19 protein-coding genes are annotated in these 23618 nt (G+C 66.8%); 14 read left to right on the top strand and 5 right to left on the bottom strand.

Going from position 1 to position 23618, the window contains the following annotated elements:
* Positions 1–71: 71 nt before the first annotated feature.
* The 7 genes from ACTJKQ_RS24075 to ACTJKQ_RS24045 all read left to right on the top strand — a co-directional run bounded on the left by ACTJKQ_RS24075 (position 72) and on the right by ACTJKQ_RS24045 (position 10415).
* Positions 72–893, top strand: a complete 822-nt coding sequence (locus tag ACTJKQ_RS24075; protein ID WP_260668205.1) for an alpha/beta fold hydrolase — start codon at positions 72–74, stop codon at positions 891–893.
* A gap of 174 nt (positions 894–1067) precedes the next feature.
* Positions 1068–1889 (top strand): carotenoid biosynthesis protein, encoded by an 822-nt coding sequence (locus ACTJKQ_RS24070; protein WP_099730863.1) that lies wholly within the window; start codon positions 1068–1070, stop codon positions 1887–1889.
* The gene (locus ACTJKQ_RS24065) at positions 1886–3409 is read left to right on the top strand and encodes an oxygenase MpaB family protein (RefSeq protein ID WP_440598331.1); all 1524 of its coding nucleotides are present in this window, start codon (positions 1886–1888) and stop codon (positions 3407–3409) included. The genes ACTJKQ_RS24070 and ACTJKQ_RS24065 overlap by 4 nt, the downstream gene beginning before the upstream one ends.
* A gap of 149 nt (positions 3410–3558) precedes the next feature.
* Positions 3559–5208, top strand: a complete 1650-nt coding sequence (locus ACTJKQ_RS24060; RefSeq protein WP_440598335.1) for a diguanylate cyclase domain-containing protein — start codon at positions 3559–3561, stop codon at positions 5206–5208.
* A 5-nt stretch (positions 5209–5213) separates the two neighbouring features.
* Complete coding sequence (locus ACTJKQ_RS24055) at positions 5214–7004, top strand: diguanylate cyclase domain-containing protein (protein ID WP_440598334.1); 1791 nt, start codon at positions 5214–5216, stop codon at positions 7002–7004.
* Entirely contained in the window at positions 7001–8797 is a 1797-nt protein-coding gene (locus ACTJKQ_RS24050) for a diguanylate cyclase domain-containing protein (RefSeq protein ID WP_440598330.1), read from the top strand. Before ACTJKQ_RS24055 ends, ACTJKQ_RS24050 begins: the two co-directional genes overlap by 4 nt.
* A gap of 130 nt (positions 8798–8927) precedes the next feature.
* Entirely contained in the window at positions 8928–10415 is a 1488-nt protein-coding gene (locus ACTJKQ_RS24045) for an FAD-binding oxidoreductase (protein WP_440598329.1), read from the top strand.
* 44 nt (positions 10416–10459) lie between these two features.
* On the opposite strand, the gene ACTJKQ_RS24040 is transcribed toward ACTJKQ_RS24045, so the two are convergent.
* From ACTJKQ_RS24040 to ACTJKQ_RS24030, 3 genes are all read right to left on the bottom strand, one after another.
* Complete coding sequence (locus ACTJKQ_RS24040) at positions 10460–11785, bottom strand: diguanylate cyclase domain-containing protein (protein WP_260668150.1); 1326 nt, start codon at positions 11783–11785, stop codon at positions 10460–10462.
* A gap of 169 nt (positions 11786–11954) precedes the next feature.
* A complete protein-coding gene (locus ACTJKQ_RS24035; RefSeq protein ID WP_440598328.1) occupies positions 11955–12848 on the bottom strand; it encodes a MipA/OmpV family protein in 894 nt (297 codons plus the stop codon).
* Positions 12849–12858: 10 nt separating this feature from the next.
* Positions 12859–13683 (bottom strand): undecaprenyl-diphosphate phosphatase, encoded by an 825-nt coding sequence (locus tag ACTJKQ_RS24030; protein WP_056067100.1) that lies wholly within the window; start codon positions 13681–13683, stop codon positions 12859–12861.
* A 217-nt stretch (positions 13684–13900) separates the two neighbouring features.
* On the opposite strand from ACTJKQ_RS24030, the gene ACTJKQ_RS24025 reads away from it, so the two are divergent.
* The 7 genes from ACTJKQ_RS24025 to ACTJKQ_RS23995 are packed head-to-tail and all read left to right on the top strand — an operon-like array spanning position 13901 to position 18670.
* Positions 13901–14311 (top strand): DUF2306 domain-containing protein, encoded by a 411-nt coding sequence (locus ACTJKQ_RS24025; RefSeq protein WP_056067036.1) that lies wholly within the window; start codon positions 13901–13903, stop codon positions 14309–14311.
* A gap of 40 nt (positions 14312–14351) precedes the next feature.
* Positions 14352–14921: a DUF6622 family protein gene (locus ACTJKQ_RS24020; RefSeq protein ID WP_099730870.1), complete on the top strand. Its 570-nt coding sequence runs from the start codon at positions 14352–14354 to the stop codon at positions 14919–14921.
* Positions 14922–14957: 36 nt separating this feature from the next.
* Positions 14958–15251, top strand: a complete 294-nt coding sequence (locus ACTJKQ_RS24015; protein ID WP_099730871.1) for a 2TM domain-containing protein — start codon at positions 14958–14960, stop codon at positions 15249–15251.
* A 37-nt stretch (positions 15252–15288) separates the two neighbouring features.
* Positions 15289–16365, top strand: a complete 1077-nt coding sequence (locus tag ACTJKQ_RS24010) for an alpha/beta hydrolase family protein (RefSeq protein WP_440598327.1) — start codon at positions 15289–15291, stop codon at positions 16363–16365.
* Positions 16366–16422: 57 nt separating this feature from the next.
* The gene (locus ACTJKQ_RS24005) at positions 16423–16713 is read left to right on the top strand and encodes a 2TM domain-containing protein (protein ID WP_056748347.1); all 291 of its coding nucleotides are present in this window, start codon (positions 16423–16425) and stop codon (positions 16711–16713) included.
* On the top strand, positions 16710–17798 hold the full coding sequence (locus ACTJKQ_RS24000) for a sensor histidine kinase (RefSeq protein ID WP_260668155.1): 1089 nt from the start codon (positions 16710–16712) through the stop codon (positions 17796–17798). Before ACTJKQ_RS24005 ends, ACTJKQ_RS24000 begins: the two co-directional genes overlap by 4 nt.
* Positions 17795–18670 carry a LytR/AlgR family response regulator transcription factor gene (locus ACTJKQ_RS23995; protein WP_440598326.1) on the top strand — a complete coding sequence of 292 codons (876 nt, stop codon included), beginning with the start codon at positions 17795–17797 and terminating at the stop codon, positions 18668–18670. The genes ACTJKQ_RS24000 and ACTJKQ_RS23995 overlap by 4 nt, the downstream gene beginning before the upstream one ends.
* Before the next feature lie 24 nt (positions 18671–18694).
* Here ACTJKQ_RS23995 and ACTJKQ_RS23990 read toward each other — a convergent pair whose 3' ends face one another.
* Both ACTJKQ_RS23990 and ACTJKQ_RS23985 read right to left on the bottom strand, forming a co-directional pair.
* Positions 18695–20158: an efflux transporter outer membrane subunit gene (locus ACTJKQ_RS23990; RefSeq protein ID WP_440598325.1), complete on the bottom strand. Its 1464-nt coding sequence runs from the start codon at positions 20156–20158 to the stop codon at positions 18695–18697.
* Entirely contained in the window at positions 20155–23328 is a 3174-nt protein-coding gene (locus ACTJKQ_RS23985; protein WP_440598324.1) for an efflux RND transporter permease subunit, read from the bottom strand. The genes ACTJKQ_RS23990 and ACTJKQ_RS23985 overlap by 4 nt, the downstream gene beginning before the upstream one ends.
* Between the last annotated feature and the right edge of the window lie 290 nt (positions 23329–23618).

The raw sequence follows: 23618 nt of genomic DNA, 5'->3' as shown, positions 1-23618 counted from the left end.
GCCAGCGCACCCCACGGCACCCGGCCGCGTGCGCGCCTGCACCCCGGCCCTGCCACCCCGCCATGCCCTCCATGCTCCCCATCGTTTTCTCGCACGCCAACAGCTTTCCGGCCAGCACCTACCGCGTGCTGTTCAAGCACCTCAAGACCCGGGGTTTTGAAGTCAGCGCGGTCGAACGCTATGGCCACGACCCGCAGTACCCGGTGACCAGCAACTGGCCACACCTGGTGCAGCAGCTGGCCGACTTTGCAACGGTGCAGGTGCAGCGCCTGGGCCAGCCGGTGTTTCTGGTGGGACATTCGCTGGGCGGCTTTTTGAGCGTGATGGCCGCCGCCCGCCACCCCGGACTGGTGCGCGGGGTACTGCTGATCGACTCGCCCCTTATTGGCGGCTGGAAGGCCAACGTGGTCAGCGTGGCCAAGCGCACCCAGGTGGTGGGTTCGATATCGCCGGGCCGGGTGAGCCGCCAGCGGCGGTTCAGCTGGGCCAGCAACGAAGAGGCGCTGGAGCACTTTTGCAAGAAGAAGGCTTTTGCACGCTGGCACCCCGATGTGTTGCACGATTACATCACCTACGGCCTGCAAGACCAGGACGGCAAGCGGGTGCTGGGCTTTGACCGCGCGGTGGAGACCGCCATCTACAACACCCTGCCGCACAACCTGGGCCGCCTGCTGAGCAAGCACCCGCTGCAGTGCCCGGCCGCCTTCATCGGCGGACGCGATTCCGAAGAGATGAAGCAGGTCGGCATGGCCATGACGCTGCGTGTCACCGAGGGCCGCACCATGATGCTGGACGGCAGCCACCTGTTTCCCATGGAGCAGCCCGTGGCCACTGCAGCAGCCATTGAAGCAGCGCTGCTCAACCTGGCCATGCTCACGCCCCGCCAAACTTAAGTCGTACTGGCAGATCCCCGCGCAGGGTCGCCTGCGTTCCGCCTTACCACCAAATTCGGACCGCAAGGCGCGAAAAAACGCCCCACACCGCCCCCCGATCAGGGCAAACAGGGGACACACACGCCGCGCCAATCCCCTACACTGGCGAAATTGTTACAGCGTGATACACCCGACATGTCTGCACAGCCCCCGACGGCCGGGCGCCTACCCGCGCTCAGCTTTGCCTTGCTGGCCGCCTTTGTCATCGCAACAGCGGTGCGCACCCACAATGACACCACCATCGCCATCGTCATCGCCTCGGTGCTGATGTTTGCCTGCTGCTGGACCAGTGCAGCGCATCTGCTTGGCACCCGCGCTGCCCTGCAGTTTGTGTTGATCGCGGTCAGCCTGGGCTGGTTTGCCGAACAGATGGGCTCCAGCCGGGGCTGGTTCTTCGGGCACTACACCTACACCGATGTGCTGGGCCCTCGTCTGCTGGACGTGCCACTGGTCATTCCGATGATGTGGTTTGCACTGACGTATGCGGGCTATGTGATCAGCAACCTCATCGTCTGGCAATCGGCGGTGGACGGCGCTCCTGGCCTGGGCAATGCCGCCATGCTGTCATTTCTGGCAGCCATGATCGTGACCGCGTTCGACCTGGGCGCAGACCCCTACTTTGTGTACACCCTCAAGGCGTGGATCATGGCCAAGACCGATGGGGCCTGGTTTGGCGAAACCGTGCAGGGCTTTTTCGGCTGGGTGTTCGTGGCCTTTGTGATCATCTTCAGCTTTCGCATGTCGGTGCGCCAGCTCCCCTTGCAACCCGCCAGCCCCTTCCTGCGACGCCACGCCATGGTGCCGCTGACCATCTACGCGGCTGGCATGGTGTTCCAGATGATTCTGGGCAGCCCGGTAGAAATCCGGACCATTGCAGCCTTTGCCATGGGGATTCCGCTGCTCTGCGCGCTGGCGGGCTTCCAACGCTGGCGCGCACCGGGTAAGGTCGCGGCATGACCAGCAAGCCCCACAACCCTCTGCTGCCAGCTGCCGATCTGGCACCCATGCAGCACCACGCCGACCCCCTGGCCGACGCTACGATTGCCAGGATCCTTGGGCCCTGGCCCCCCGGCGACGTCGCCGCCGACGCTCTGCAATGGGCGCACATCAACACGGTGAACCTGCTGTTCAGCCAGTGGACCGACAACGCGACGCTGGCCACTTGGCAGGCAACCGAAGGCCCGGTGCAGGTAGGGGATGGTGACAAGGCCGCCAAAGGCTATGTGACCGCCGAGATGGCCAAGGCGCTCAACGACTATGTGCAGGCGGCGCAGGTGCTGCCGCCCTGGGCCGATGCCCGCAAGATCGAGCGCGCCGAAAAACTCTTCATGGACCACGGTGCGCTGTCTTGCATCCTGCTGTTCTGTGCAAGCCTGCCCGAGTGTTATGTGGTCCCGGACCTGTCGAGCGTGTTGCACACGACCGGCCAGCTGGAACAGAACACCGAATACCGCATCCGTTCCACGGCGGCCATGATCTTCCCGGTGATGCTGCACGGAGGCCTCAGCCCACGGGGTGCCGGTGTGGCGCAGGTACTCAAAGTGCGGTTGATCCACGCCACGGTGCGCAATCTCATCCTGCACGGCAGCCCCGAACATGCCATCGCGCAATGGAAGGCTGGCGGAGACGGCCTGGTGGTGCCGCGTGCAGCCCCCGCTGGTGGTGGCCGGTCCGTGATGTACCAGACCCTGTATGCACGTGGCTGGAACCTGGCCGCCAAAGGTCTGCCCTGCAACCAGGAGGAGCTGGCCTACACGCTGCTGACCTTCGGCTACGTGTTCCTGCGCAGCATGCGTCGGCTGGGTCTCGGTCTGCCGCCCGGCGACGAAGAAGCCTACCTCCACGCCTGGAATGTGGTGGGTCACGTGCTTGGCATCGACCGCTCCCTGATGGTGGAAACGATGGCGCAGGGCGATGCACTGATGACACTGATGCAGGCCCGTGGCCGCGCAGAGCCGGTCACGCCCGACCCGCGCCCGGCCCTGGGGCAGGCCCTGATGCAGACCATGGCCAACGCGCTGCCCTGGCGCATCGTCAAGCCCTTCCCGCAGCTCATGACCCGCTACCTGTGCGGGCGAGAAACCGCCGAGGACCTGGGGTTGAACCAGCCCGTGCCCTGGCTGTCGGCCTTGCTGTTCTGGTGCGTTCTGCTGCTGGCCCGTGCCATCGATGCCATGGTGGGTTTGCTGCTGCCGCGTTTTTCGATCGTGCGCATGCTCACGCGGGCGCTGGGCTACCACTTCATGAGCAGGGTGCTGATGAGCCAGACGCGCCCGCTGCAACTGCCCACCGAACTGCTCAACCAGGTGGACACCGTGGTACACAGCTGGAGCGACGACCCCCATGCCCCGGGCTGGCTCAACCGCATCGAGGATCGGCTGACCACCTCTGGCAGCTGGAGCCGGGGCCTGGCTGGCAAGGCAAAGCCCGCGCAGGCGGGCCAGACAGGCCAGGCACAGCAAGCCACATCGCCCTAGCCACCACGCCAATGCAACCGCTGCCGCGCAACCTCCCGATGCTGGCCCGCTTGCGGTGCATGTGTTGCGGCGTGGCAACGTGGGTGCTGTGTCTGCTGGTACTCCTGGCTGCAACCCTACCCCGGAGCGCACAGGCGGGCGAACCCTTGGTGCTCGCACAGGACAGACCGCAGGTGGATGCCTGGGAGGCCATCACCCTCAAGGCCGACGCCACCTACGAGCTCTCGGTACAGGACATGCTGGACCGCCTGGACGAGTTCAAGGCTCCAGCACGGAGCAACAACTCGCTGGGCGTACACAAGGCGGCCATGTGGCTGCATATCCCCCTGGTTGCGCCCGAGGCGCTGCACACCCCGTGGGTGGTCAACATTGGCTACAGCTCGCTCAGGGCCGATTTGTACCTGGCCCGGGGTGGCAAGCTGCTTCAGCAGGCCCGAGCACGCCAGTCCGACCCAGCGCAGCTGGCTGGCCGCACGCCTGCGATGGCCTTCGACCTGCAGCCGGGGCAACGTTACGACCTGCTGATACGGGTCCAGGCCACCGGCCCGCTGATTCTGCCCATCACGGTCAGCGAAATGCCCATTCACCTGCGCCAGGCCCTGCGCGAGCAGATGCTGCAGGGCCTGCTCAACGGGCTGGCCTTCTGCCTCTTCGCGTACAGCCTGATCCAGTGGGCCACGCAGCGTGATCGCATGTTCGGCTTTTATGCGTTGGTGGTGCTGGGCAGTGCGGGCTTTTCGCTGCAGTTCTTTGGCGTCGGCCCGCAGTATCTGTGGCCCGATAACCCGTGGATGGACCGGTATTCGGGACCGGCAGCAGGGCTGATGGCGCTGGCGGGATCGTTTCTGTTCCTGGGCCACACGCTGGCCGGCGACACTCCTGGCAGCCGGTATGCGCGCACCATGCGGTTGGGCGCGGCAGTCACCGCAGCGGTCTGTATCGCGTTGGTGGTGGGCTGGTTGACCGTGCCCCTTGCCATTGCCTTCATGAGTCTGGCGGGGGCCCTCCCCTCGCTCATCAGCCTGCCTGCCGCCATGGCGCGAGTGCGGCACAAGGACCCCATTGGCGCCACCCTGCTGGTGGCGTGGATCGCCTTTGGCGTGGCCGCCGGAACGATGGTGTGCCTGGTGCAAGGCTGGATTCCTGCCAATATCTGGACACTGCACTCGTTCCAGATTGGCGCCACGCTGGACATGCTGCTGTTCTTCCGCGTGATGGGCCTGCGCGCCCGCGCGGCCCAGGCGCAGGCCCAGGAGGCCATGCGCGAGCGGGATCTGATGCAGTCACTGGCCAACACCGATCCGCTCACCGGCCTGAGCAACCGGCGCGGCCTGCAGCATGCTTTGCACGCTGCGCTGGCCCACTGTTCACCGCAGCGGCTGGTCGCGGTCTATCTGATGGACCTGGATGGATTCAAGCCCGTCAATGACGCGCACGGCCACGATGTGGGCGACGACCTGCTGGTGGCCGTGGGCCACCGCCTCCTGGCCAATGTGCGGCACCAGACCGACCTGGTCGCTCGGCTCGGCGGTGACGAATTCATCATCATGGCCCGCGACCTGGCCACGCCCGAGCAGGCGGAGGACCTGGGCCGCTCGCTGCTGCGGGCCTTTGAGCACCCTTTTACGCTGAGCCATCTGCGCATCCAGGTGGGCCTGACCATCGGGTACGCGCTGGCCCCCCTCGACAGTGACGACCCGCAGGGCTTGCTGCGGCATGCAGACGCCGCGATGTACGCGGGCAAACAAGGCGGCAAGCACTCGGTGCGGCGCATCCCCGCCACGGCAGCACTGGCATGACGACGATGCATTGCAACGCCCTGCTCCCCAGTCGGCCGACACCCTGGCACCCCCTGCAGTGGCTGCTGGTGCTGGCACTGTGGCAGGTGCTGGCTCTGCCCACTGCGCGGGCCGCTGAACCCGGCCCGCTCGTGCTGCCAGCCGATGCCCGCCCGGTGAACGTGTGGTCGGTGGCCACGTTGCTGGCCGACCCATCTTTGCAATGGGGCGTGCAAGACGCACTGGAACGGTTGCCTGACTTTGCAGAGCCCCCCAGCCGTGGCGGCAGCCTGGGTGTGCGCAAGGAGGCCATCTGGCTTCGCGTGCCGCTGATGTCGCGCGTGGCGTCGGGCAATGAATGGATCGTGAACATCGATTTTGCGGTGCTCAACGAAGTCGACATCTACCTGACCCAGCAAGGCCGGCTGACTCAACACGCTGCGCTGGGCAACCTGCGCCCCTATTCCGAGCGCCCGCTGCGGGGCCGCACCCCAGCGATGACGCTGGACCTGGCGGCCGACACTCCCTATGAACTGCTGATCCGGGTACAAACCTCGGGCGCGATGATCGTGCCCATCACCCTGAGCAAGGCACCCTACCTGGTGCACCGGTCGCTGCGTGAGCAGATGTTCCAGGGCGTGCTGGCCGGGCTGGCCCTGTGCCTGGTGGTCTACAGCTTCACCCAGTGGGTCAGCCAGCGCGAAAAGCTGTTTCTCTACTACTGCATGCTGGTGGTGGGCAGTGCCGGGTTCTCACTGCAGTTCTTCGGCGTTGGCACCCAGTTCCTCTGGAGCGATCGGCTCTGGATCGAAGTCCACGCAGCAGGGGCGGCGGGGCTGCTGGCCATTGCGGGCTCGTTCCTGTTCATGGGCCATGCGCTGATGGGCCACATGCCACACAGCCGGTTCCTGAGGGTGATGCAGGCGGGAGCAGTGCTGAGCCTGGTGCTGCTCGCGGCCTTCCTGGTCGATCTGATCAACACACGGACCACCACCGCCATCATCAGCGTCCTGGGCCCCCTACCCTCTCTCATCAGCCTGCCCATCGCCGTGGCACGGGCACGCCGGGGGGACTCCGTCAGCACCACATTGCTCGCGGCCTGGGTTGCGTACTTCACGGCGGCCGTGACCATGGTGTGCCTGGTGCAAGGCCTGCTGCCAGTCAACTTCTGGACGCTGCACTCTTTCCAGCTCGGCGCAGCGGCTGACATGCTGCTGTTCCTGCGGGTGCTGGGTCAACGCTCTGCCGCCTTGCGCCACGCGGCCTCTGAAGCGCTGCGCGAGCGCGACACCATGCGCTCGCTGGCCTACACCGACTCACTGACCGGGCTGTGCAACCGCCGCGGCATGCAAATGGCACTGCAATCGGCGCTGGCTCAGGCCAGCCCCCAACGCTTGGTAGCGCTCTACCTGATGGACCTGGACGGTTTCAAACCGGTCAACGACACCTACGGCCATGATGTGGGCGACGACCTGCTGGTGGCGGTGGGCCACCGGCTGGAGGCCAATGTGCGACAGCACACCGACCTGGTGGCAAGGCTGGGCGGGGACGAATTCATTGTCATGGCGCGCGAACTGGCCACCCCCGAACAAGCCCAGGAACTAGGGCGGGCCTTGCTGCATGCATTTGAAAAGCCGTTCCGGCTGAGCCACCTCTCCATCCAGGTGGGTCTGACCATCGGCTACGCGCTGGCACCGCTGGACAGTTGCGATGCACAGCACCTGGTCCGGCTCGCGGATGCAGCCATGTATGCAGGCAAGGAGAGCGGCAAATACTGCATCCGCCGCAACCCGGGCGAACTGGCGCTGGCCTCATGACGTACACGCGCTTGAGTGGGTTTGTGCATCACCCGGTTCTTGCCAGCTGGTGGCGAGTGGCCTGCCTGCTGTCGGCACTGTGTCTTCTGCTGGCAGCCCTACCGACCAGTGCGCGGGCAGCCCCCCTTGAACTGCGGGATGACCTGCTTTCCATCGAGGCCTGGCCCGCCGTCACTGTGCTGCCAGACCCCTCCGGCACCCTGCTCGTGAATGATGTCCTTGCGGAGTTGTCACGCTTTCAGGCCCCACCCGGCACCAGCGGCACCCTGGGCGTGCGGGCCGAGCCGGTGTGGGTACGCATCCCGGTCACCGTGCCCGTGACATCCAACGGCCTGTGGGTGCTGGACATCGACTATCCCGTGCTGCAACGCATCGAGGTGTACCTGGCTGCAGACGGCCATGTGACCCAGCAGGCCACGCTGGGCAGCCTGCAGCCCTACACCCAGCGCCCGCTGCGCAGCCGCACCCATGCACTGCCCGTGGCCATGTTGCCCGGACACACCTACGACCTGCTGCTGCGCGTGGAGACCCGGGGCGCAATGGTGCTGCCCATCACAATGAACAAGCCCACCACCTGGCACAGCAAGGCTCTGAACGAGCAGATGCTGCAAGGCATCCTTACCGGGCTGGCGCTGTGCCTGCTGATCTACAGCCTGGCGCAGTGGCTCAATCTGCGCGACGTGCTGTTCATACAGTACGCACTGCTCATTGCGGGGAGCCTGCTGTTTTCGCTGCACCTGTTCGGCCTGGGCACGCAGTACCTGTGGCGCGATATGCCATGGGTGGAGTTGCATGCAGCCAGTCTGGCTGCGCTCACGGCCACCTGCGGCTCCTTTCTCTTCATCAGCCAGGCCTTGGCGGGTGACAGGCCCCGCAGCTGGCTGCTGCGCAGCATGCGTGGCGGCGCAGTGCTGTGCGTGGTGCTGGCTGCTCTGTATGCACTTGACCTGCTCAGCACCCGCGCAGTGACAGGCATCGTCAGCATCCTGGGGCTGGTGCCAGCGCTCATGGGCATTCCGGGGGCGGTGCGCCGCGCAAGGCTGGGCGACCCGGTGGGCTCCACCCTGCTGCTCGCCTGGCTGTTGTATTTTTTGGCCACCGCCACGGTCATTGGCGTGATCCAGGGTTGGGTGCCGGTGAACTTCTGGACCTTGCACTCGTTCCAGTTTGGCGCCACGCTGGACATGCTGCTGTTCATGCGTGTGCTGGGCTTGCGCACCAAGGCGCTGCGGTTGGAGGCGCTGGACGCCAACCGCGAGCGCGACGTGATGCGCTCACTCGCCCACACCGATCCGCTCACCGGCCTGCCCAACCGGCGCGGGCTCAATATCTCGCTCGCATCGGCCCTGTCGCGCTGTAGCGCAGAAAAAATGCTGGCTGTGTACGTGATGGACCTCGACGGATTCAAGCCCGTCAACGATCAGCATGGCCACGACGTGGGCGACGAGCTGCTCGTGGCCGTGACCCGGCGCCTGCAAGGCCATGTGCGCCAAAGTGACCTGGTGGCTCGCCTGGGTGGCGACGAGTTCGTGGTGATGGCTGGACAGCTGCACAGCCTGCAGCAGGCGCAAGAGCTGGGCCACAAGCTGCTGGATGCATTCCGCTCACCGTTTTCGCTGAACAACGTGCAGGTGGAGATCGGTCTGACCATTGGGTATGCCATAGCACCGCACGACAGCACCGACGCCATTGGCCTGCTCAAGCTGGCCGATGCCGCCATGTACAGCGGCAAACAGGGCGGCAAGTTCTGCCTGCGGCGCAACACGGGCGACCTCGCGCTGTCCTCGTCCTGAGATCGTTTTCACGATCCAGAGGTGGCTGCCCAACAGCGGGCTGAAAGACACGCCTGCCATTTCCCTCTGGTCAAAGCGCTCCTGCTCCGGTACACCCGGGGCTTCGCAACTTCCTGAAGGATCGCTCGCCATGGCCCATCGCAAAAGTTCGGCCCGCCTTGCCAAAGACGCACGCGTCGCGCACTTTTTATCTTTGGCGGCAAAACAGCCGGCGTTGAGCGCTGCGCAGGGCAGCACGCCGGTGCTCACATGGGAGGCGGTGGCCGCTCTGGAGGCGCGCATCGTAGGACGCATCGTGCTGCCCTCCAGCCCCGACTACAACGCAGCGCGGCAGGAGTCAAACCCAGCCTTTCAGTCGTATCCGGAGATCATCGTCTTTTGCGCCTGCGAGAACGATGTGCTGGAGTGCCTGGCCGTAGCCCGCACCTATGGCGTGTGGGTGGCCGTGCGTTGTGGTGGCCACAGCACCGCGGGCTACTCGGTCAACAGCGGCATGGTGGTGGACCTGAGCGACTTGCAGGGCGTGGTGCTGGACCCTGCACGTGAACGCGTGCACGTGCTGCCGGGCACCGACTTTGACCACTTTAACGGCGCCATGAACCACACGGGCTGGCACGTGCCCACGGGCGCCTGTGGCAGCGTGTGCGTGGGGGGCTTTGTACAAGGTGGCGGCTACGGCTACACATCGCGCGCGTTCGGCATCCAGAGTGACCTGGTTGATTCCTTCCGTGTGGCGCTGGCCGACGGCACCATCGTCACCGCCAGCGCGCAGGAGCATTCCGACCTTTACTGGGCCCTGCGCGGCGGCACGGGCGGCAACTTTGGCGTGGTGCTGCAGGTGACCTACCGCATGCAGCGGCTGGACCAGGTCTGGGCCTGGGCCATCAGCTGGGACGCCATGCACGCGGCCCAGGTGCTCACACTGATGCAGGCCGGCTACATGAAGACCGGTGCGCCCGACGCATTGGGCTACATGATGAACCTGGGCTTCCAGAACGGTGTGCCGGTGTACATGGTGCAGGGCATGTTCTGCGGCAGCCGCGAGGACGGGCTGGCAGCCATTGCACCGCTGATGGCCATCCCCAGCGCGCAGCTGCTGGTGGACAAGACCGGCACCTACCCCGACATGAACGTGTGGCTGGAAGACCACCCCTACACCCTGCCCGACAACCTGCCGGACGGGATCGCCGAAACCAAGGCCAGCGGATACATCAATACCCGACTCTCGCCCGCCGACTGGCAGCGCATCATCGACTACTTCAAGACGTCGCCCAACCCCTGGTCGCTGGCCTATCTGGAGCCCTATGGCGGCGCCATCAACCGCTACCCGGTGGCCGACAGCGCCTTTGTGCATCGCAATGTCGACGCCGACCTGGTGGTGGATGTGTTCTGGCGCAACCCGGCGGAGCGCGCCCAGATGGAAGCCTGGCTCGACGGCTTCATGCAGCTCGTGCGACCCTTCCTGAACGGCCACGTGTACCAGAACTACCCGGATGCGCGGCTGGCCGACTTTGCCTCCGCCTACTGGGGCCCGGCCTACCCGCAGCTTCAGCGGATCAAGGCGGCCTACGACCCCGGCAACTTCTTCCACTTCCAGCAAAGCATCCGGCTGCCGTGATACCGCGCCCCTGCTCTGCGGGGGCGCAGAGGGAGGAAAAGGGCTCAGGCCGTCAACGCGTAATGCAGACGGCCCTTACCCGCCCGTTTGGCAGCGTACATGGCCTGGTCGGCACGGTTCATCAGCGCGTCGATGTCTCCCTCCAGCGGAGGGTACACCGCCACACCAATGCTGGCGCCAATTCGCAGCTCGCGCCCGTCCACCGTCATGCCCTGCTGCAGGGCGTCGATGATGCGGTGGCCGATGGTATCGGTGACCTCACGGGTCACCTCGTGGTCCAGCATCACCAGAAACTCGTCGCCCCCGAGCCGCGCCATGGTGTCGCCCGCGCGCACCGTGCTGGCGATGCGCTGGGCCACGATGCGCAGCACCTCGTCGCCCGCGCGGTGGCCTTCGGCGTCATTCACGTGCTTGAAACCGTCCAGATCAATGAACAACAGCGCCACCGACCCCTCGGTGTGCCGCGCATGCAGCAGCGACTGCTCCAGCCGCCCCTGGAACGCGGCCCGGTTGAGCAGCCCGGTCAGTGAGTCGTGGTTGGCCAGGTAGTGCTGCTGCCGCGCGATCTGGATTTTGGCGGAAACATCCTGAACCAGCGCCATGATGGAGGTCACCTGGCCGTCCGCGTCGGTCAGGGCAGAGTTGAACCACTCGCAGTGCACCTCGGTGCCATCGCTGCGCACAAAACAGGTTTCGGCCCGGTTCTGGGACTCCTGGCCGGACTGCAGCCGCTGCAGCGCCTGCTGCAGGCTGTCGTCCATCGAGGCAGGTGCCAGCAGGTCTGTCAGCAGCCGCCCCTCCAGTCCCGCCACATGCAGCCATCCCAGCAGCTGCACCGCGCGTTGCGAACAATGCAGCAGCTGCAGCTGGTGGTCCATCTCCACCACGGCCAGGGGGCTGTTCTCCATGTGGGAAGACAGGCGCTGGTTGGCCGCGCGCAGCGCATTCATGGTGACCTGCAGCTCGTGCACGTCGAGCGCCGTGGTGATGAAACCGTCAATCGCGCCTTGCGGGTTGTGCCAGGGCGTCAGGCAGATGGTGCGCCACTCGTCAAAGCCGTAGGGCGTGCGCAGCATGCGCTGGTACTGCACCCGCTCGCCGCTGAGCACGCGGTTCACAAACGGCATGAACCGGGCGCAGTCCTGCTCGCCATAAACCTCCACCAGTGTCTTGCCGACCAGCTCCTCCGGCACGGTGCCGAACCAGCGCGCGTATTCGTCGTTCACATAGATCATCGACAGGCTGCGGTCGATCACAGCCATGGTGGCGCCTGCGCTGCGAGTGATCACATCAAGCAGGTCCGCCTTGGACCACACCTTTTGGCGGGCGGTCTCCGGGTGCGAGGACAACTCGGGCGCTTCTGGCGTCATGCGGCAATACCCCAGTGGGGGAAAGGATCAGCGGAGGGGCAGCTTCACACACCACGACAAGGTGATGGCACGGGGTGCGGCCGCCTGGGCGTAACTGTCTGTGAGCGGCAGCTTAGCACTTTCGCCAGGCACAACCGCTCCCGTTGAACCCTTGCTACAGCGGATGCGCCTAGCGGCAGCACCGGTAGGCCAGCCCCACGGAGACCGAATAGCCCACCGGCTGCACGGTCAACGGGCTGCGGCGCGCATCGCCCTGCAGCTGGGACACGCGGGCCGCGCCCAGCACCACCCAGTGCCGGTTGAGCGCCGTCATCACCTCCACCCCGGCATCCACGCTGTACAGACCGCCGCGTGGCTCGAACGCTGGCAAGGGGCTGCTGCCACCGGCCGGCACCCCAAAATGCCCCCGCACGTAGGTGCGGTCCCCAAAACTCGCGCCCGCCCCGAAGCTGACCTTGGTCTGCTCCGTCACGGGCCAGGTGTAGCCAATGCTGGTAGACCATTGCGCGCCACCGTCGCGGCCCAGGATGTCTTGCGAAACCCCGGCCCCCACCGCCCAGCGGTCCGTGATGGCATAGCCCGCGCTGATCCGTGCCCGCAGGGTGGACCGCACTGACGGCAACCCCACCAGGATGGGGGCATCCGACCCGTCACGGCCCTTGTCAATGCGCAAGGCTGCACTCAGGCTGAAGCGGTCGCTCTGCGCCAGCGTGGCGCTGGCGCCGGACTCGCGGGGCCCCAGGCCGTGGCCCATGAAGGCGCTGCCGCGCGAAGTGCTCAGGCGAAACCGGCCGTACTCGATGGCCCAGGCGGGCCGCAGGCTGTTCTTGCGGCCATCGCCCCCGGCGTAGTCGGGGCTGCTGCCCACGATGGCGCCGATCGCGTAGTTGAATTTGGGAGCCGCAGCCTGCTCGCTCTCTGCCTTGTCGGACACCGTGGTTTCGGTGCTGGCCGCCTCTGGCAAGCCCTGGGCGCCCACCCAGGGGCTGACCGACAAGCCGGCGAGCGCCAGCGCCCGCAAGGAAATCAAGGGAAAGGAGACCCGACCGGTAATGAAACGCATGGCCCGATTATCAGTCGGCCCACTGCACCCAGCCGGTCCACGCGGTCACAAGAACGATGACGCCGAACACGATGCGGTAGTAGGCAAACGGCACAAAACTGTGACTGCTGATGTAGCGCAACAACCAGCGCACACACAGCCACGCGCTGAGGAAGGAGAACACCAACCCCGTGGCAAACAGCGGAATGTCGGCCGCCGACAGCAGCGCGCGCTCTTTGTACAGGCTGTATACCCCGGCGCCAATCAACGTGGGGATGGCCAGGAAGAACGAAAAGTCCGTCGCCGCCTGGCGCGACAGGCCCAGCAGCATGCCTCCGATGATGGTCGCGCCGCTGCGGCTGGTGCCAGGAATCATGGCCAGGCACTGCACCAGGCCGACCTTGATGGCATCGAGCGGCGTCATTGCGTCTACGCTGTGGATGCGGGTGGCTGAGGGCGGCCGCCGCTCGGCCCACAGGATGATGAAGCCACCAATGATGAAGGTGCTGGCCACGACCACCGGTGTGAACAGGTGTGCCTTGATGGCCTTGCCAAACAGCAGCCCCAGCACCACGGCAGGCACGAAGGCGATGAACACGTTGAGCGCAAACCGCTGGGCCTGGCGCTCGGTGGGCAAGGCGACCAGCGTGGAGCGGATCTTGGCCCAGTACACCAGGATCACCGCAAAAATGGCGCCCGTCTGGATGGCAATGTCAAACACCTTGGCCTTGGCATCGTCAAACCCCAGCAGTGACCCGGCCAGGATCAGGTGCCCGGTGGAAGAGATGGGCAAAAACTCCGTCAACCCCTCGACGACCCCCATGATGGCGGCCTTGACCAGCAATACAACGTCCACGCGCACTCCTTGCAAATAGGTGCGGGATTATCCGCCGTGGGCTCCAGCCCCCCTGGCAAAACGCCCGCCGCGTTGCTTCTGGCGGCCCAATCCGCCCACCACTCACTCCGCGTGGCGGCATTTCACGCCCGGTGGGCTGCATTTCGTCGCAGGGCTGTGGCGCCCTGGGAAGGGCATCGGCACAGTTCGTTCCATCGAACCAGCCAGGAGCCCCGCCATGCAAATCACCCCCGTCATCGCCATCCATCTTGCAGCCGCGCTGGCGGCCGTTGCCATCGGCCCCATTGCCCTGTGGGCCCGCCAAGGGGCCACGCAGCGCCCCCGCCTGCACCGCGCGGCCGGCTACGCCTGGGTCACGCTGATGGTCGCCACCGCCGTGTCAGCCCTCTTCATTACCGGCGGCCCCGGCCCGCGCTGGGGCAGCTTCGGTCTGATTCACCTGCTGATTCCCGTCACCCTGGGCATGCTGGCCATGGCCTTTGTGTTCCTCGCCCGCCGCAACATCGTCGGCCACCGCAAGATGATGCAACGCACCTACATCGGCGCCTGTGTGGTGGCTGGTGGCTTCACGCTGCTGCCCGACCGTTTTCTGGGCCACACGGTCTGGTCCGCACTCGGACTGATCTGACTCCACCCCTCCATTCATTGTTTACAACAGGACGACCACCATGCTGCTCAACCTCCTTGTCCAACAACCCCAGATGCTGGGTCGCATCATCGAAAACACGCCCTACTGGGTCTGGGCCCTGCTGGCCGGTCTGCTCTGGCTGGGCGGCAGCCAGCTGCTGGCCCGCAACGTGAGTCTGGTGCGGGCCATGGTCATGCCGGTGGCGATGACCGGCCTGTCGGTGTACGGCATCGCCTCGGCCTTTGGCGCTGCGGGCCAGGCCCTGCTGCCGGTGGGCGCCTGGCTGGCCGCCGCCGTGCTGATTGCCAGCGTGGCGCTGTGGCTGCAACCTGCCGCGCCCCAGGGCACGCTGTACGAAAGCAAGTCACGCTGCTTCTACATTCCGGGCAGCGCCATGCCGCTGGCCTTGATCCTGGGCATCTTCCTCACCAAATACCTCGTGGGTGTGGAGCTGGCCCTGCAACCCGCCCTGGCACGCGACAGTGGCTTTGCACTGCAGATCGCTGCGCTGTATGGCGTGTTCAACGGTCTGTTTGCGGCCCGCGCGCTGCGGCTGTGGAAACTGGTGCAACGCAGCGCCCCCTTGGCCACATCACCCGCCACCGCCTGAGCCCCCCGTAACGATCCCTCAGCACAGGAGCCTCCCATGCGCCACCACACCTTCACTTCCGATCCCCTCGAACGTCTGGCACGCCGCCGTGCCGGGGCCAAAATGGGCTGGTACATCCATGCCAGCGTGTACCTGCTCGTCAACCTGCTGCTGGTCGCACTGTCGGTGGGCAGCGGGGGGCACTGGGCGGTGTTCCCGGCCCTGGGCTGGGGCATCGGCCTGGCCATCCATGGCGTGGTGGTGTTCGTTCTTGCGGGTGGCAGCGACCTGCACGAGCGCATGGTGCAGGCGGAACGCGACCGACTGGCTGCTGCGCAAAACCCCCGCTGATCGGCTGATGATGACTCCTCCCAACAAAAACACGGCCATGACAAAAACCTGGATGGCCTGGTGCCTGGCCTTGCTGGCCGCAGCCGTCATCACAGCCAGCCCCGCCCATGCAGGCGTGGGTCTCGCAGAGTTGCCAGGGCAACAGGGGGACGGGCCCGTCACGGTGTTCTATCCGGCACAAGAGGCCGACCAGCCCGTGCAGCGCGGCCCTTTTGCGCTGCAGCTGGCCTGGGAGGGCACACCCGTGGCGGGCAACGGCCGTCTGGTGGTGGTGTCGCACGGCTCTGGCGGCAGCCCCTGGGTGCACACAGACCTGGCCCGTGCACTGGTGCAGGCCGGGTTTGTGGTGGCCCTGCCCGAGCATGCCGGCGACAACTACAAAGACCACTCCACCCCCGGCCCGGAGAGCTGGAAGCGCCGCCCCGCCGAGGTCTCCCGCGCAGTAGATGCCGTCGCACAGGATGCGCGCCTGGCGCCGCTGCTGGCGCTGGACAAGGTGGGCGTGTTCGGTGGTTCGGCCGGGGGCCACACCGCCCTGGTGTTTGCCGGGGGGCAATGGTCTCCCGCCCGCTTCAAGCAGCACTGCGAGGCCCATCTGGCGGAGGATTTTTCGTCCTGCGTCGGCTTCACCACCCGCCTGCACGGCAACTGGCTGGACGGCATCAAGAAGGCCGTGGCCATCACCATCATCCGCCACCGCTTTGGCGACGAGACGCTGTATGCACACACCGACCCGCGCGTGGCGGCCACGGTGGCCGTGGTGCCGTTTGCGGCCGACTTCGACATGGACAGCCTGGCCACCCCCCGCATCGCGCTGGGGCTCATCACCGCGGGCAAGGACGTCAACCAGATTCCACGTTTTCACAGCAGCGCCGTGCTGGCCGCGTGCCAGGACCGCTGCACCCACCTTGCCGACCTGCAGGACGGCAGCCACGGCATCATGCTGTCGCCCATGCCGCCCCTGGACCGCATGAACGACCTGACCCGTGAGCTGCTGGGCGACCCGCCCGGCTTTGACCGCAGCGTGCTGCCGCGGGTGGATGCAAGCACCGTGGCGTTCTTTGCCACGCATCTGCAGCCGCTGAAACCGGCGACGCCATCGCAACGACCCTGACCACGCCCATGCTGGCGCGTTGCTGCGCCCATTGAGCCGCCTAGAATGCAAAGCTCCATGCCAATGACACCCGAAGACCTCGACCAACTCGCCCGCCGCCGCGCCAACGCCAAGCTGGGCTGGTACCTGCATGCGATGGCCTTCGTGCTGGTCAACGCCCTCATCTTTGCCATGTCGCGCTATGCGTTTGGCACACGCCCGTGGTCGGTGTACCCGCTGCTGGGCTGGGGGCTGGGGCTGGTGCTGCATGGGGTGTCGGTGTTTTTGCTGGGCTCTGGCAGCGGCCTGCGCGAGCGCATGGTGCAGCGCGAGCGCGAGGCCCTGCAGCGCCGCCAAGACCGGCCATGAAGCTGCGCCACGAGTTCAACGGGGTCAGCAAGCTGCGGCACTACCTGCAGGTGGTGGCCTTCACACTGGTCGTGGCCACCATCCAGTGCACGTTCATGCCCGACAAGCCCTATGGGCCGCCCGTGGTGTATTCGGTGCTGATCGGCACCTTCACCTGGGCCATCATCGACCTGGGGCGAGAGTTGATACCCTCCGCCGCCGAAACGGGCTGGCCACACGGCTGGCAGGGCATTGCGCTGGTCCTGGTGGGCATTGTCGTGGGTTACCTAGCGGGCACCTTGCTGGCCGACGCGCTGTGCGTGCACTACTTTCACTTCTACCCGCCGGGGGCGTTGATCTCCGGAGCAGACCAGCGCACGTCCATCCTCATCACGGCCATTGCGGGGCTGGTGGGCACGTTCTACTTCTACGCCGTCAACAAGTCGGCCTACCTGGAGAGCAAGATGGCCGAGGCGCGCATGCACGCCAGCGAATCGCGCCTGAAGCTGCTGGAGACCCAGCTGGAACCCCACATGCTGTTCAACACCCTGGCCAACCTGCGCGTGCTCATCGGCACCGACCCGGCCCGGGCGCAGCACATGCTGGACCGCATGATTGCCTACCTGCGCGCCACGCTCAGCGCATCGCGCAGCACCCAGCACCCGCTGGCGCTGGAGTTTGAGCGCCTGCGCGACTATCTGGAGCTGATGGCCGTGCGCATGGGCCCACGCATGGCCTACACACTGGACCTGCCCGACACGCTGCGCGACGTGCCCGTGCCACCGCTGCTGCTGCAGCCGCTGGTGGAAAACGCCATCCGCCACGGGCTGGAGCCCCAGGTGGAAGGCGGCCACATCACCGTACGTGCAAGCACCCAGGCAAGCCCCCAAGGCCTGTTGCTGGTCATCGAGGTACAAGACACCGGGGCGGGCATTCCCGCCACCCTGCCCGTGCCAGGCCCCGGCCAGAGCTTTGGCCTGGCCCAGGTGCGCGAGCGCTTGGCCACGCTGCACGGCGCTGCAGGCGCTCTTGAATTAATAGCAATAGAGCCAAATGGCACTAGCGCTACCGTCACTTTTCCCTTGAAATCTGCCGCCGCACCATGACAGAGCGAGCCCCGCGTGCCCTGATTGCCGAAGACGAACCGCTGCTGGCCGCTGCCCTGCAGCAGGACCTGGCCCGCGCATGGCCACAGCTGCAAGTGGTGGCCCTGGTGGGCGACGGCCGCTCGGCGGTGCGGCAGGCGCTGGACTTGCGGCCCGACGTGCTGTTCTTCGACATCCGCATGCCCGGCCAGAGCGGCATCGAGGCTGCCGCCGAACTGGCCGACGCATGGCCGGATGACCTGCCCTTTCCGGCGCTGGTGTTTGCCACGGCCTACGACCAGTACGCCGTGCAGGCGTTTGAAGCGCAGGCGGTGGACTACCTGCTCAAACCCATCCAGGCCGACCGGCTGGCGCGCACCGTGGCCAAGGTGCAGGGCCTGCTGGCCCAGCGTGTCTCAGCCGTTGCAGCAACCGGTGCACCACCCGCTGCACCTTCGGCGGCGTTGCCCTCACCCGAACTCGAAGCCACCATGGCCCAGCTGCGCGCGCTGCTGGGCGCTCCCGGCGTGGGCACTGCACCCGCCGCCGCGCCTGCCACCGCCGCAACGCGGCTGAGCGTGATCCAGGCCAGCCATGGCACGCAGATCCACATGGTGCCGGTGGCGGACGTTGTGTACTTCGAGGCGGCCGACAAGTACGTGCGCGTGCTCACGGCCGAGCGTGAATACCTGATCCGCACCGCGCTCAAGGAGCTGATCGAGCAGCTCGACCCGCAGGAGTTCTGGCAGGTGCACCGCAGCACCCTGGTGCGCGCCACGGCCATTGCCACCGTCACGCGCGACGAGGCGGGCAAGCAGCACATCAGCCTGCGCGGGCGGCCCGAGCGGCTGCCGGTGAGCCGCCTCTACGCGCACCTATTCAAGGCGATGTAGCTGCGCCCGCAGTTCAGGCGGGCTTCAAGCGGGCGGCAGCGCCTCCCAGCGCCCAGCCACATTCTTCAGCAGCGCATTCACTGCCGTCAGGCGGCGGCTCTTCACGTCGATCAGGCTGCGCTGTGACGACAGCACGGTGGTCTGGGCCGCCAGCACATTCAGGTAACCCACGGTGCCCGCACGGTACTGGTTCTCCACCACGTCCAGCGCACGCTGCGCAGCGGCGGTGGCCTCGCGCTGCAGCTGCTCCTCCTGCGCCAGCGCAGCGGCGGCCGTGAGGTTGTCCTCCACCTCCTGCAGCGCGGTCAGCACCGTCTGGCGGTAGGCGGCCGTGACCTGCGCGTGGTCGGCGCGGGCCGTCTCTACGGCGGCACTGCGCGCGCCGCCATCAAAAATCGACGCCGCCAGCGCAGGCCCCAGCGACCAGAACAGGTTGGGCGCGCTGAACAGGTCGGCCAGGGGCGATCCCCGGAAGCCCCCCGCTGCCGACAGCGTGAGCGTGGGGAAATACGCCGCACGCGCCACGCCGATCTGCGCGTTGGCCGCCGCCACGCGGCGTTCTGCAGCGGCAATATCGGGGCGGCGCTGCAGCAGGTCGGACGGCAAGGACTGGGGCACGTCAGCCGGTGCAGGCAGCGCGGCGGTGGGCTCCAGCGCAAAGGCGGCAGGCGCCTGCCCCAGCAGCGCCGCCAGCGCGTGCTCCAGCTGGCTGCGCGTGGTTTGGGCCTCCAGCAGCTGCACCTGGGTGGACTTGTACTGCGCCTCCGCCTGCGCCACATCGGCGCTGGACGCCACACCGGCCGCCTGGCGGTTGCGCGTCAGCTCCCAGCTGCGGTCGTAGGCCTTGAGCGTCTCGCCCAGCAGCGCAGCCTGGGCCTCGGCCGCGCGCAGCGAAAAATAGGTCTGCACCACGGCAGCCTGCAGCGACAGGCGCGCAGCGGCCAGGTCGTCGGCGCTGGCCTGGGCGCTGGCCTGCGCCGCACTCACCCCGGCAGAGATGCGGCCCCACAGGTCCAGCTCCCAGCTGGCAGACAGGCCCAGCGAATGGCTGGTGCTGATGCGCGCGGTGCTGCTGCCATCCGCCTGGTTGCTCAGCTGCGTGCCGCTGCGCGCGCGGCTGCTGCTGGCATTGGCCCCCACGGTGGGCAAGGCCGCAGCGCCACTGCTGGTCACAGCCGCCTGGGCCGCACGCAGGCGGGCAGCGCTCTGCGCCAGGGTGGGGCTGTTGGCCTCGGCCTGCTGCTGCAGGCGGTCCAGCACAGCGTCGCCGTACACGGTCCACCAGGTCTCGGGCAAGGCGGTGGAGGCCTGTGGCTGCGCGGGCTTCCAGATGCCCTGGGCCTGGGCGGCGGCCTGCTCTTTGTAAGCGGCAGGAATGTCCATGGTGGGCCGCTCGTACGGCGGCGTCTGCGCGCAGCCCGCCAGCCACAGGCCGCTGGCCACGAGCGCAGGCCAGGCGACCCGACGTGAAAAAGTGAAAGAAGTCATCCGTCGTTTCCTTGCAATACCACCGGGGCCGCAGGCGCGGCGCCCGCTGGCTTGCGGCGCCGCCCCACCGCGCGCAGCACGCGCGCACGCAGCCGGTCGAGCGCCACATACACCACCGGCGTGGTGTAGAGCGTGAGCCACTGGCTTACCAGCAGGCCGCCCACAATCGCAATGCCCAGCGGCTGGCGCAGCTCGGCACCATCGCCCCGCCCCAGGGCCAGCGGCAAGGCCCCAAAGATGGCGGCCACAGTGGTCATCAAAATGGGGCGCAACCGCAGGTTGCATGCGCGGTAGATGGCCTGCGCGGCCGTGACGGGCGCCCGGCCCGGCTCGCCCTGCTGGCGTTGCCGCGTGAGGGCAAAGTCAATCATCATGATCGCGTTCTTCTTCACGATGCCGATCAGCAGGATCACGCCAATGAGTGCGATGAGCGAGAACTCGGTCTTGAACAGCATGAGCGCCAGCAACGCGCCCACACCCGCAGACGGCAGCGTGGACAGGATGGTGATGGGGTGCACCAGGCTCTCGTACAACATGCCCAGCACCAGGTAGATGGTGATGATGGCTGCCAGGATCAGCAACGGCTGACCCGCCAGCGCGTCCTGGAACGCCCCCGCCGTGCCGCTGAACGAGCCACGCACCGACACCGGCACGCCCAGCTCGGCCACCGCGTTGTTCACCGCCTCGGTGGCCTGCGACAGCGACACCCCCGGCGCCAGGCTGAAGCTGATGCTGCTGGCGGGTGTACCCCGGTCGTGGTTGACCGACAGCGGTGTGTTGGTGGTGGTGATGCGCGCAAACGCCGTGAGCGGAATCTGCTGCCCCTGGCTGTTGACGAAAAAGAAGCCGCGCAGCGTCTCGGGGTTCTGCAGGTAGCGCGGCGCGGCCTCCATGACCACGCGGTACTGGTTGAGCGGGTTGTAGATCACGCCCACCTGGCGCTGGCCGAAGGCGTTGTTGAGTGTGGCGTCGATCTGCGCCATGGTCAGGCCCATCCGGGTCACGGCATCGCGGTCGATGACCAGCGAGGTCTGCAGGCCAAAGTCCTGCACGTCGCTGTTCACGTCCTCCAGCTCGGGCAGCTGGCTCAGCACCTGGCGGATGCGTGGCTCCCAGGTGCGCAGGTCGCCAATGTCGTCGGCCTGCAGGGTGTAGTCGAACGAGGCACCGCTCTGCCGCCCGCCAATGCGGATGTCGCGCTGCGGCACCATGAACAGGCGCGCGCCCGGCTCGTTCTTGAGTTGCTCGCGCAGCCGGGTTATCACGGCCTCCGAACTCTCCTGCCCGGGCCCACGCTTGAGGGTCATGAACATCTGCGCCGCATTGCGCTGCCAGCCCCCCGTGAAGCCGGTCACATGCTCCACGGCCGGGTCGGCCTGCACGATGGACAGGAAACGCTGAAGCCGCTGCTCCATGGCCTGGTAGGACGTGGCCTGGTCGGCCCGGATGAAGCCCGAGATGCGTCCGGTGTCCTGCTCGGGCATGAAGCCCTTGTCGATGGCGGTGTAGAGGTACACGTTGAGCCCCACCACACACACCAGCGCCAGCAGGGCCACGGGCTGGTGGCGCAGGCACCAGGCCAGGCTGCGGCGGTACAGGCGCATGCCCCGCACCTGCATACGATCCACCCAGCGACCGATCCGATGGCTGAAGGCCGCAGCCCAGCCCCTGCGCCGCGCCGTTGCCGGGCTGTGGGGCTTGAGCAGCGCGGCACACATCATGGGCGTGGTGGTGAGCGACACCACCATCGACACCAGGATAGCCGAGGACATGACGATGGCGAACTCACGGAAAAACCGCCCCACAATGCCACCCATGAACAGGATGGGCACGAACACCGCAATCAGCGAAATGCTCATCGACACCACGGTGAATCCGATCTCACGCGCCCCGTCCAGCGACGCCCGCAGCGCGGTCTTGCCCCGCTCCATGTGGCGCATGATGTTCTCCAGCACCACGATGGCATCGTCCACCACAAAGCCCGTGGCCACCGTGAGCGCCATCAGCGAGAGGTTGTCGAGCGTGTAGCCCGCCAGGTACATCACGCCAAACGTGCCTGCCAGCGACACCGGCACCGCCACGCTGGGGATCAGCGTGGCACGCCCGTTGCGCAGGAACAAGAACACCACCAGCACCACCAGCGCCACGGCAATCAGCAGCGCGCGCTCCACCTCCTTGACCGAAGCCCGCAGCGTGGGTGTGCGGTCGGACACCACCTCGATGTCGATGGCCGCCGGGATGGACGCCTGCAGCGCGGGCAGCAGCGAGCGCACGCGCTCTACGGCTTCAAGGATGTTGGCGCCGGGCTGCTTGTACACCTGCAGCAGCACCGCCGGCTTGCCATTGGCCACGCCGAAGTTGCGCACGTCCTGCACCGAGTCCACCACCTCGGCCACGTCCTGCAGGCGCACGGCCTGCCCGTTCTTCCAGCGCAGCACCAGGGGCGCGTAGTCGGCCGCCACACGGGCCTGATCGTTGGTGGCCACTTGCCAGTAGTGGTCTTCCCGCTCCACCGCGCCCAGCGGGCGGTTGGCGTTGGTGCTGACGATGGCGCTGCGCACCTGTTCCAGCGAAATGCCGTTGGATGCGAGCCGCACCGGGTCCAACTCCACCCGCACGGCGGGCAGCGCGCCCCCGCTCACCGTGGCCTGGCCCACGCCCTCGACCTGCGAGAGCTTTTGCGCCAGCACGGTAGAGGCCGCGTCGTACATCTGCCCGCGTGTGAGCAGGTCCGACGTGAGCGCCAGGATCATGATGGGCGAGTCGGCCGGGTTGACCTTGCGGTAGGTCGGGTTGCTGGGCATGCCCGTGGGCAGCAGCGTGCGTGCGGCGTTGATGGCGGCCTGCACATCGCGCGCGGCGCTGTCCACGTTGCGGTCCAGGTCGAACTGCAGCGTGATGGAAGTGCTGCCCAGGATGGAGCGCGAGGTGATCTCGGTGACACCCGCAATCGCGCCCAGCGAGCGCTCCAGCGGCGTGGCGACGGTGGCGGCCATGGTGTCGGGGCTGGCACCGGGCAGGCTGGCGCTGACCGAGATGGTGGGGTAGTCCACCTGCGGCAGCGGGGCCACGGGCAGCAGAAAGAACGACACCGCACCCGCCAGGGCCAGGCCCAGGGTGAGGAGCATGGTGCCGATGGGGCGGTGGATGAAGGGGGTGGAGAGGCTCATGGGTGGGCTCTCCGGGTGGTTTTTGGATGTTTTTGGCTTGATGCGCTAGTGGAATATGCGCTGGCAGCTATTGATTTTGTAGCGTTTTGTTGCGTGCGCTGACTGAGCCGCGTGCCTTTGTTGAGGGCGGAGGCCGGGAGTCGCCCGGCATGCGAGTTCCTTTCTTTCGCGTCGCCGAAAGAAAGGAACCAAAGAAAGGGCGACCCCACTGTCTGCGTCCCCGCCGCTGCGCGCCGGGGCAACCTGCGGTGCTCGGGTTTGGCGGGGTCTCGCTCAACTCGCGCCGCTGC

The organism is Acidovorax sp. 22279 (genome assembly GCF_052045435.1).
Classification (GTDB): domain Bacteria; phylum Pseudomonadota; class Gammaproteobacteria; order Burkholderiales; family Burkholderiaceae_C; genus Acidovorax; species Acidovorax delafieldii.
Note: the sequence above shows the minus strand (reverse complement) of the source record. Positions and strands in the feature narration are given on the sequence as shown.

Bases quoted from the DNA above. Each gene is read 5' to 3' on its own strand.
- ACTJKQ_RS24075 (WP_260668205.1), top strand. From the start codon at position 72: ATGCTCCCCATCGTTTTCTCGCACGCCAACAGCTTTCCGGCCAGCACC.
- ACTJKQ_RS24070 (WP_099730863.1), top strand. From the start codon at position 1,068: ATGTCTGCACAGCCCCCGACGGCCGGGCGCCTACCCGCGCTCAGCTTT.
- ACTJKQ_RS24065 (WP_440598331.1), top strand. From the start codon at position 1,886: ATGACCAGCAAGCCCCACAACCCTCTGCTGCCAGCTGCCGATCTGGCA.
- ACTJKQ_RS24055 (WP_440598334.1), top strand. From the start codon at position 5,214: ATGCATTGCAACGCCCTGCTCCCCAGTCGGCCGACACCCTGGCACCCC.
- ACTJKQ_RS24050 (WP_440598330.1), top strand. From the start codon at position 7,001: ATGACGTACACGCGCTTGAGTGGGTTTGTGCATCACCCGGTTCTTGCC.
- ACTJKQ_RS24045 (WP_440598329.1), top strand. From the start codon at position 8,928: ATGGCCCATCGCAAAAGTTCGGCCCGCCTTGCCAAAGACGCACGCGTC.
- ACTJKQ_RS24040 (WP_260668150.1), bottom strand. From the start codon at position 11,785: ATGACGCCAGAAGCGCCCGAGTTGTCCTCGCACCCGGAGACCGCCCGC.
- ACTJKQ_RS24035 (WP_440598328.1), bottom strand. From the start codon at position 12,848: ATGCGTTTCATTACCGGTCGGGTCTCCTTTCCCTTGATTTCCTTGCGG.
- ACTJKQ_RS24025 (WP_056067036.1), top strand. From the start codon at position 13,901: ATGCAAATCACCCCCGTCATCGCCATCCATCTTGCAGCCGCGCTGGCG.
- ACTJKQ_RS24020 (WP_099730870.1), top strand. From the start codon at position 14,352: ATGCTGCTCAACCTCCTTGTCCAACAACCCCAGATGCTGGGTCGCATC.
- ACTJKQ_RS24015 (WP_099730871.1), top strand. From the start codon at position 14,958: ATGCGCCACCACACCTTCACTTCCGATCCCCTCGAACGTCTGGCACGC.
- ACTJKQ_RS24010 (WP_440598327.1), top strand. From the start codon at position 15,289: ATGACAAAAACCTGGATGGCCTGGTGCCTGGCCTTGCTGGCCGCAGCC.
- ACTJKQ_RS24005 (WP_056748347.1), top strand. From the start codon at position 16,423: ATGCCAATGACACCCGAAGACCTCGACCAACTCGCCCGCCGCCGCGCC.
- ACTJKQ_RS24000 (WP_260668155.1), top strand. From the start codon at position 16,710: ATGAAGCTGCGCCACGAGTTCAACGGGGTCAGCAAGCTGCGGCACTAC.
- ACTJKQ_RS23995 (WP_440598326.1), top strand. From the start codon at position 17,795: ATGACAGAGCGAGCCCCGCGTGCCCTGATTGCCGAAGACGAACCGCTG.
- ACTJKQ_RS23990 (WP_440598325.1), bottom strand. From the start codon at position 20,158: ATGACTTCTTTCACTTTTTCACGTCGGGTCGCCTGGCCTGCGCTCGTG.
- ACTJKQ_RS23985 (WP_440598324.1), bottom strand. From the start codon at position 23,328: ATGAGCCTCTCCACCCCCTTCATCCACCGCCCCATCGGCACCATGCTC.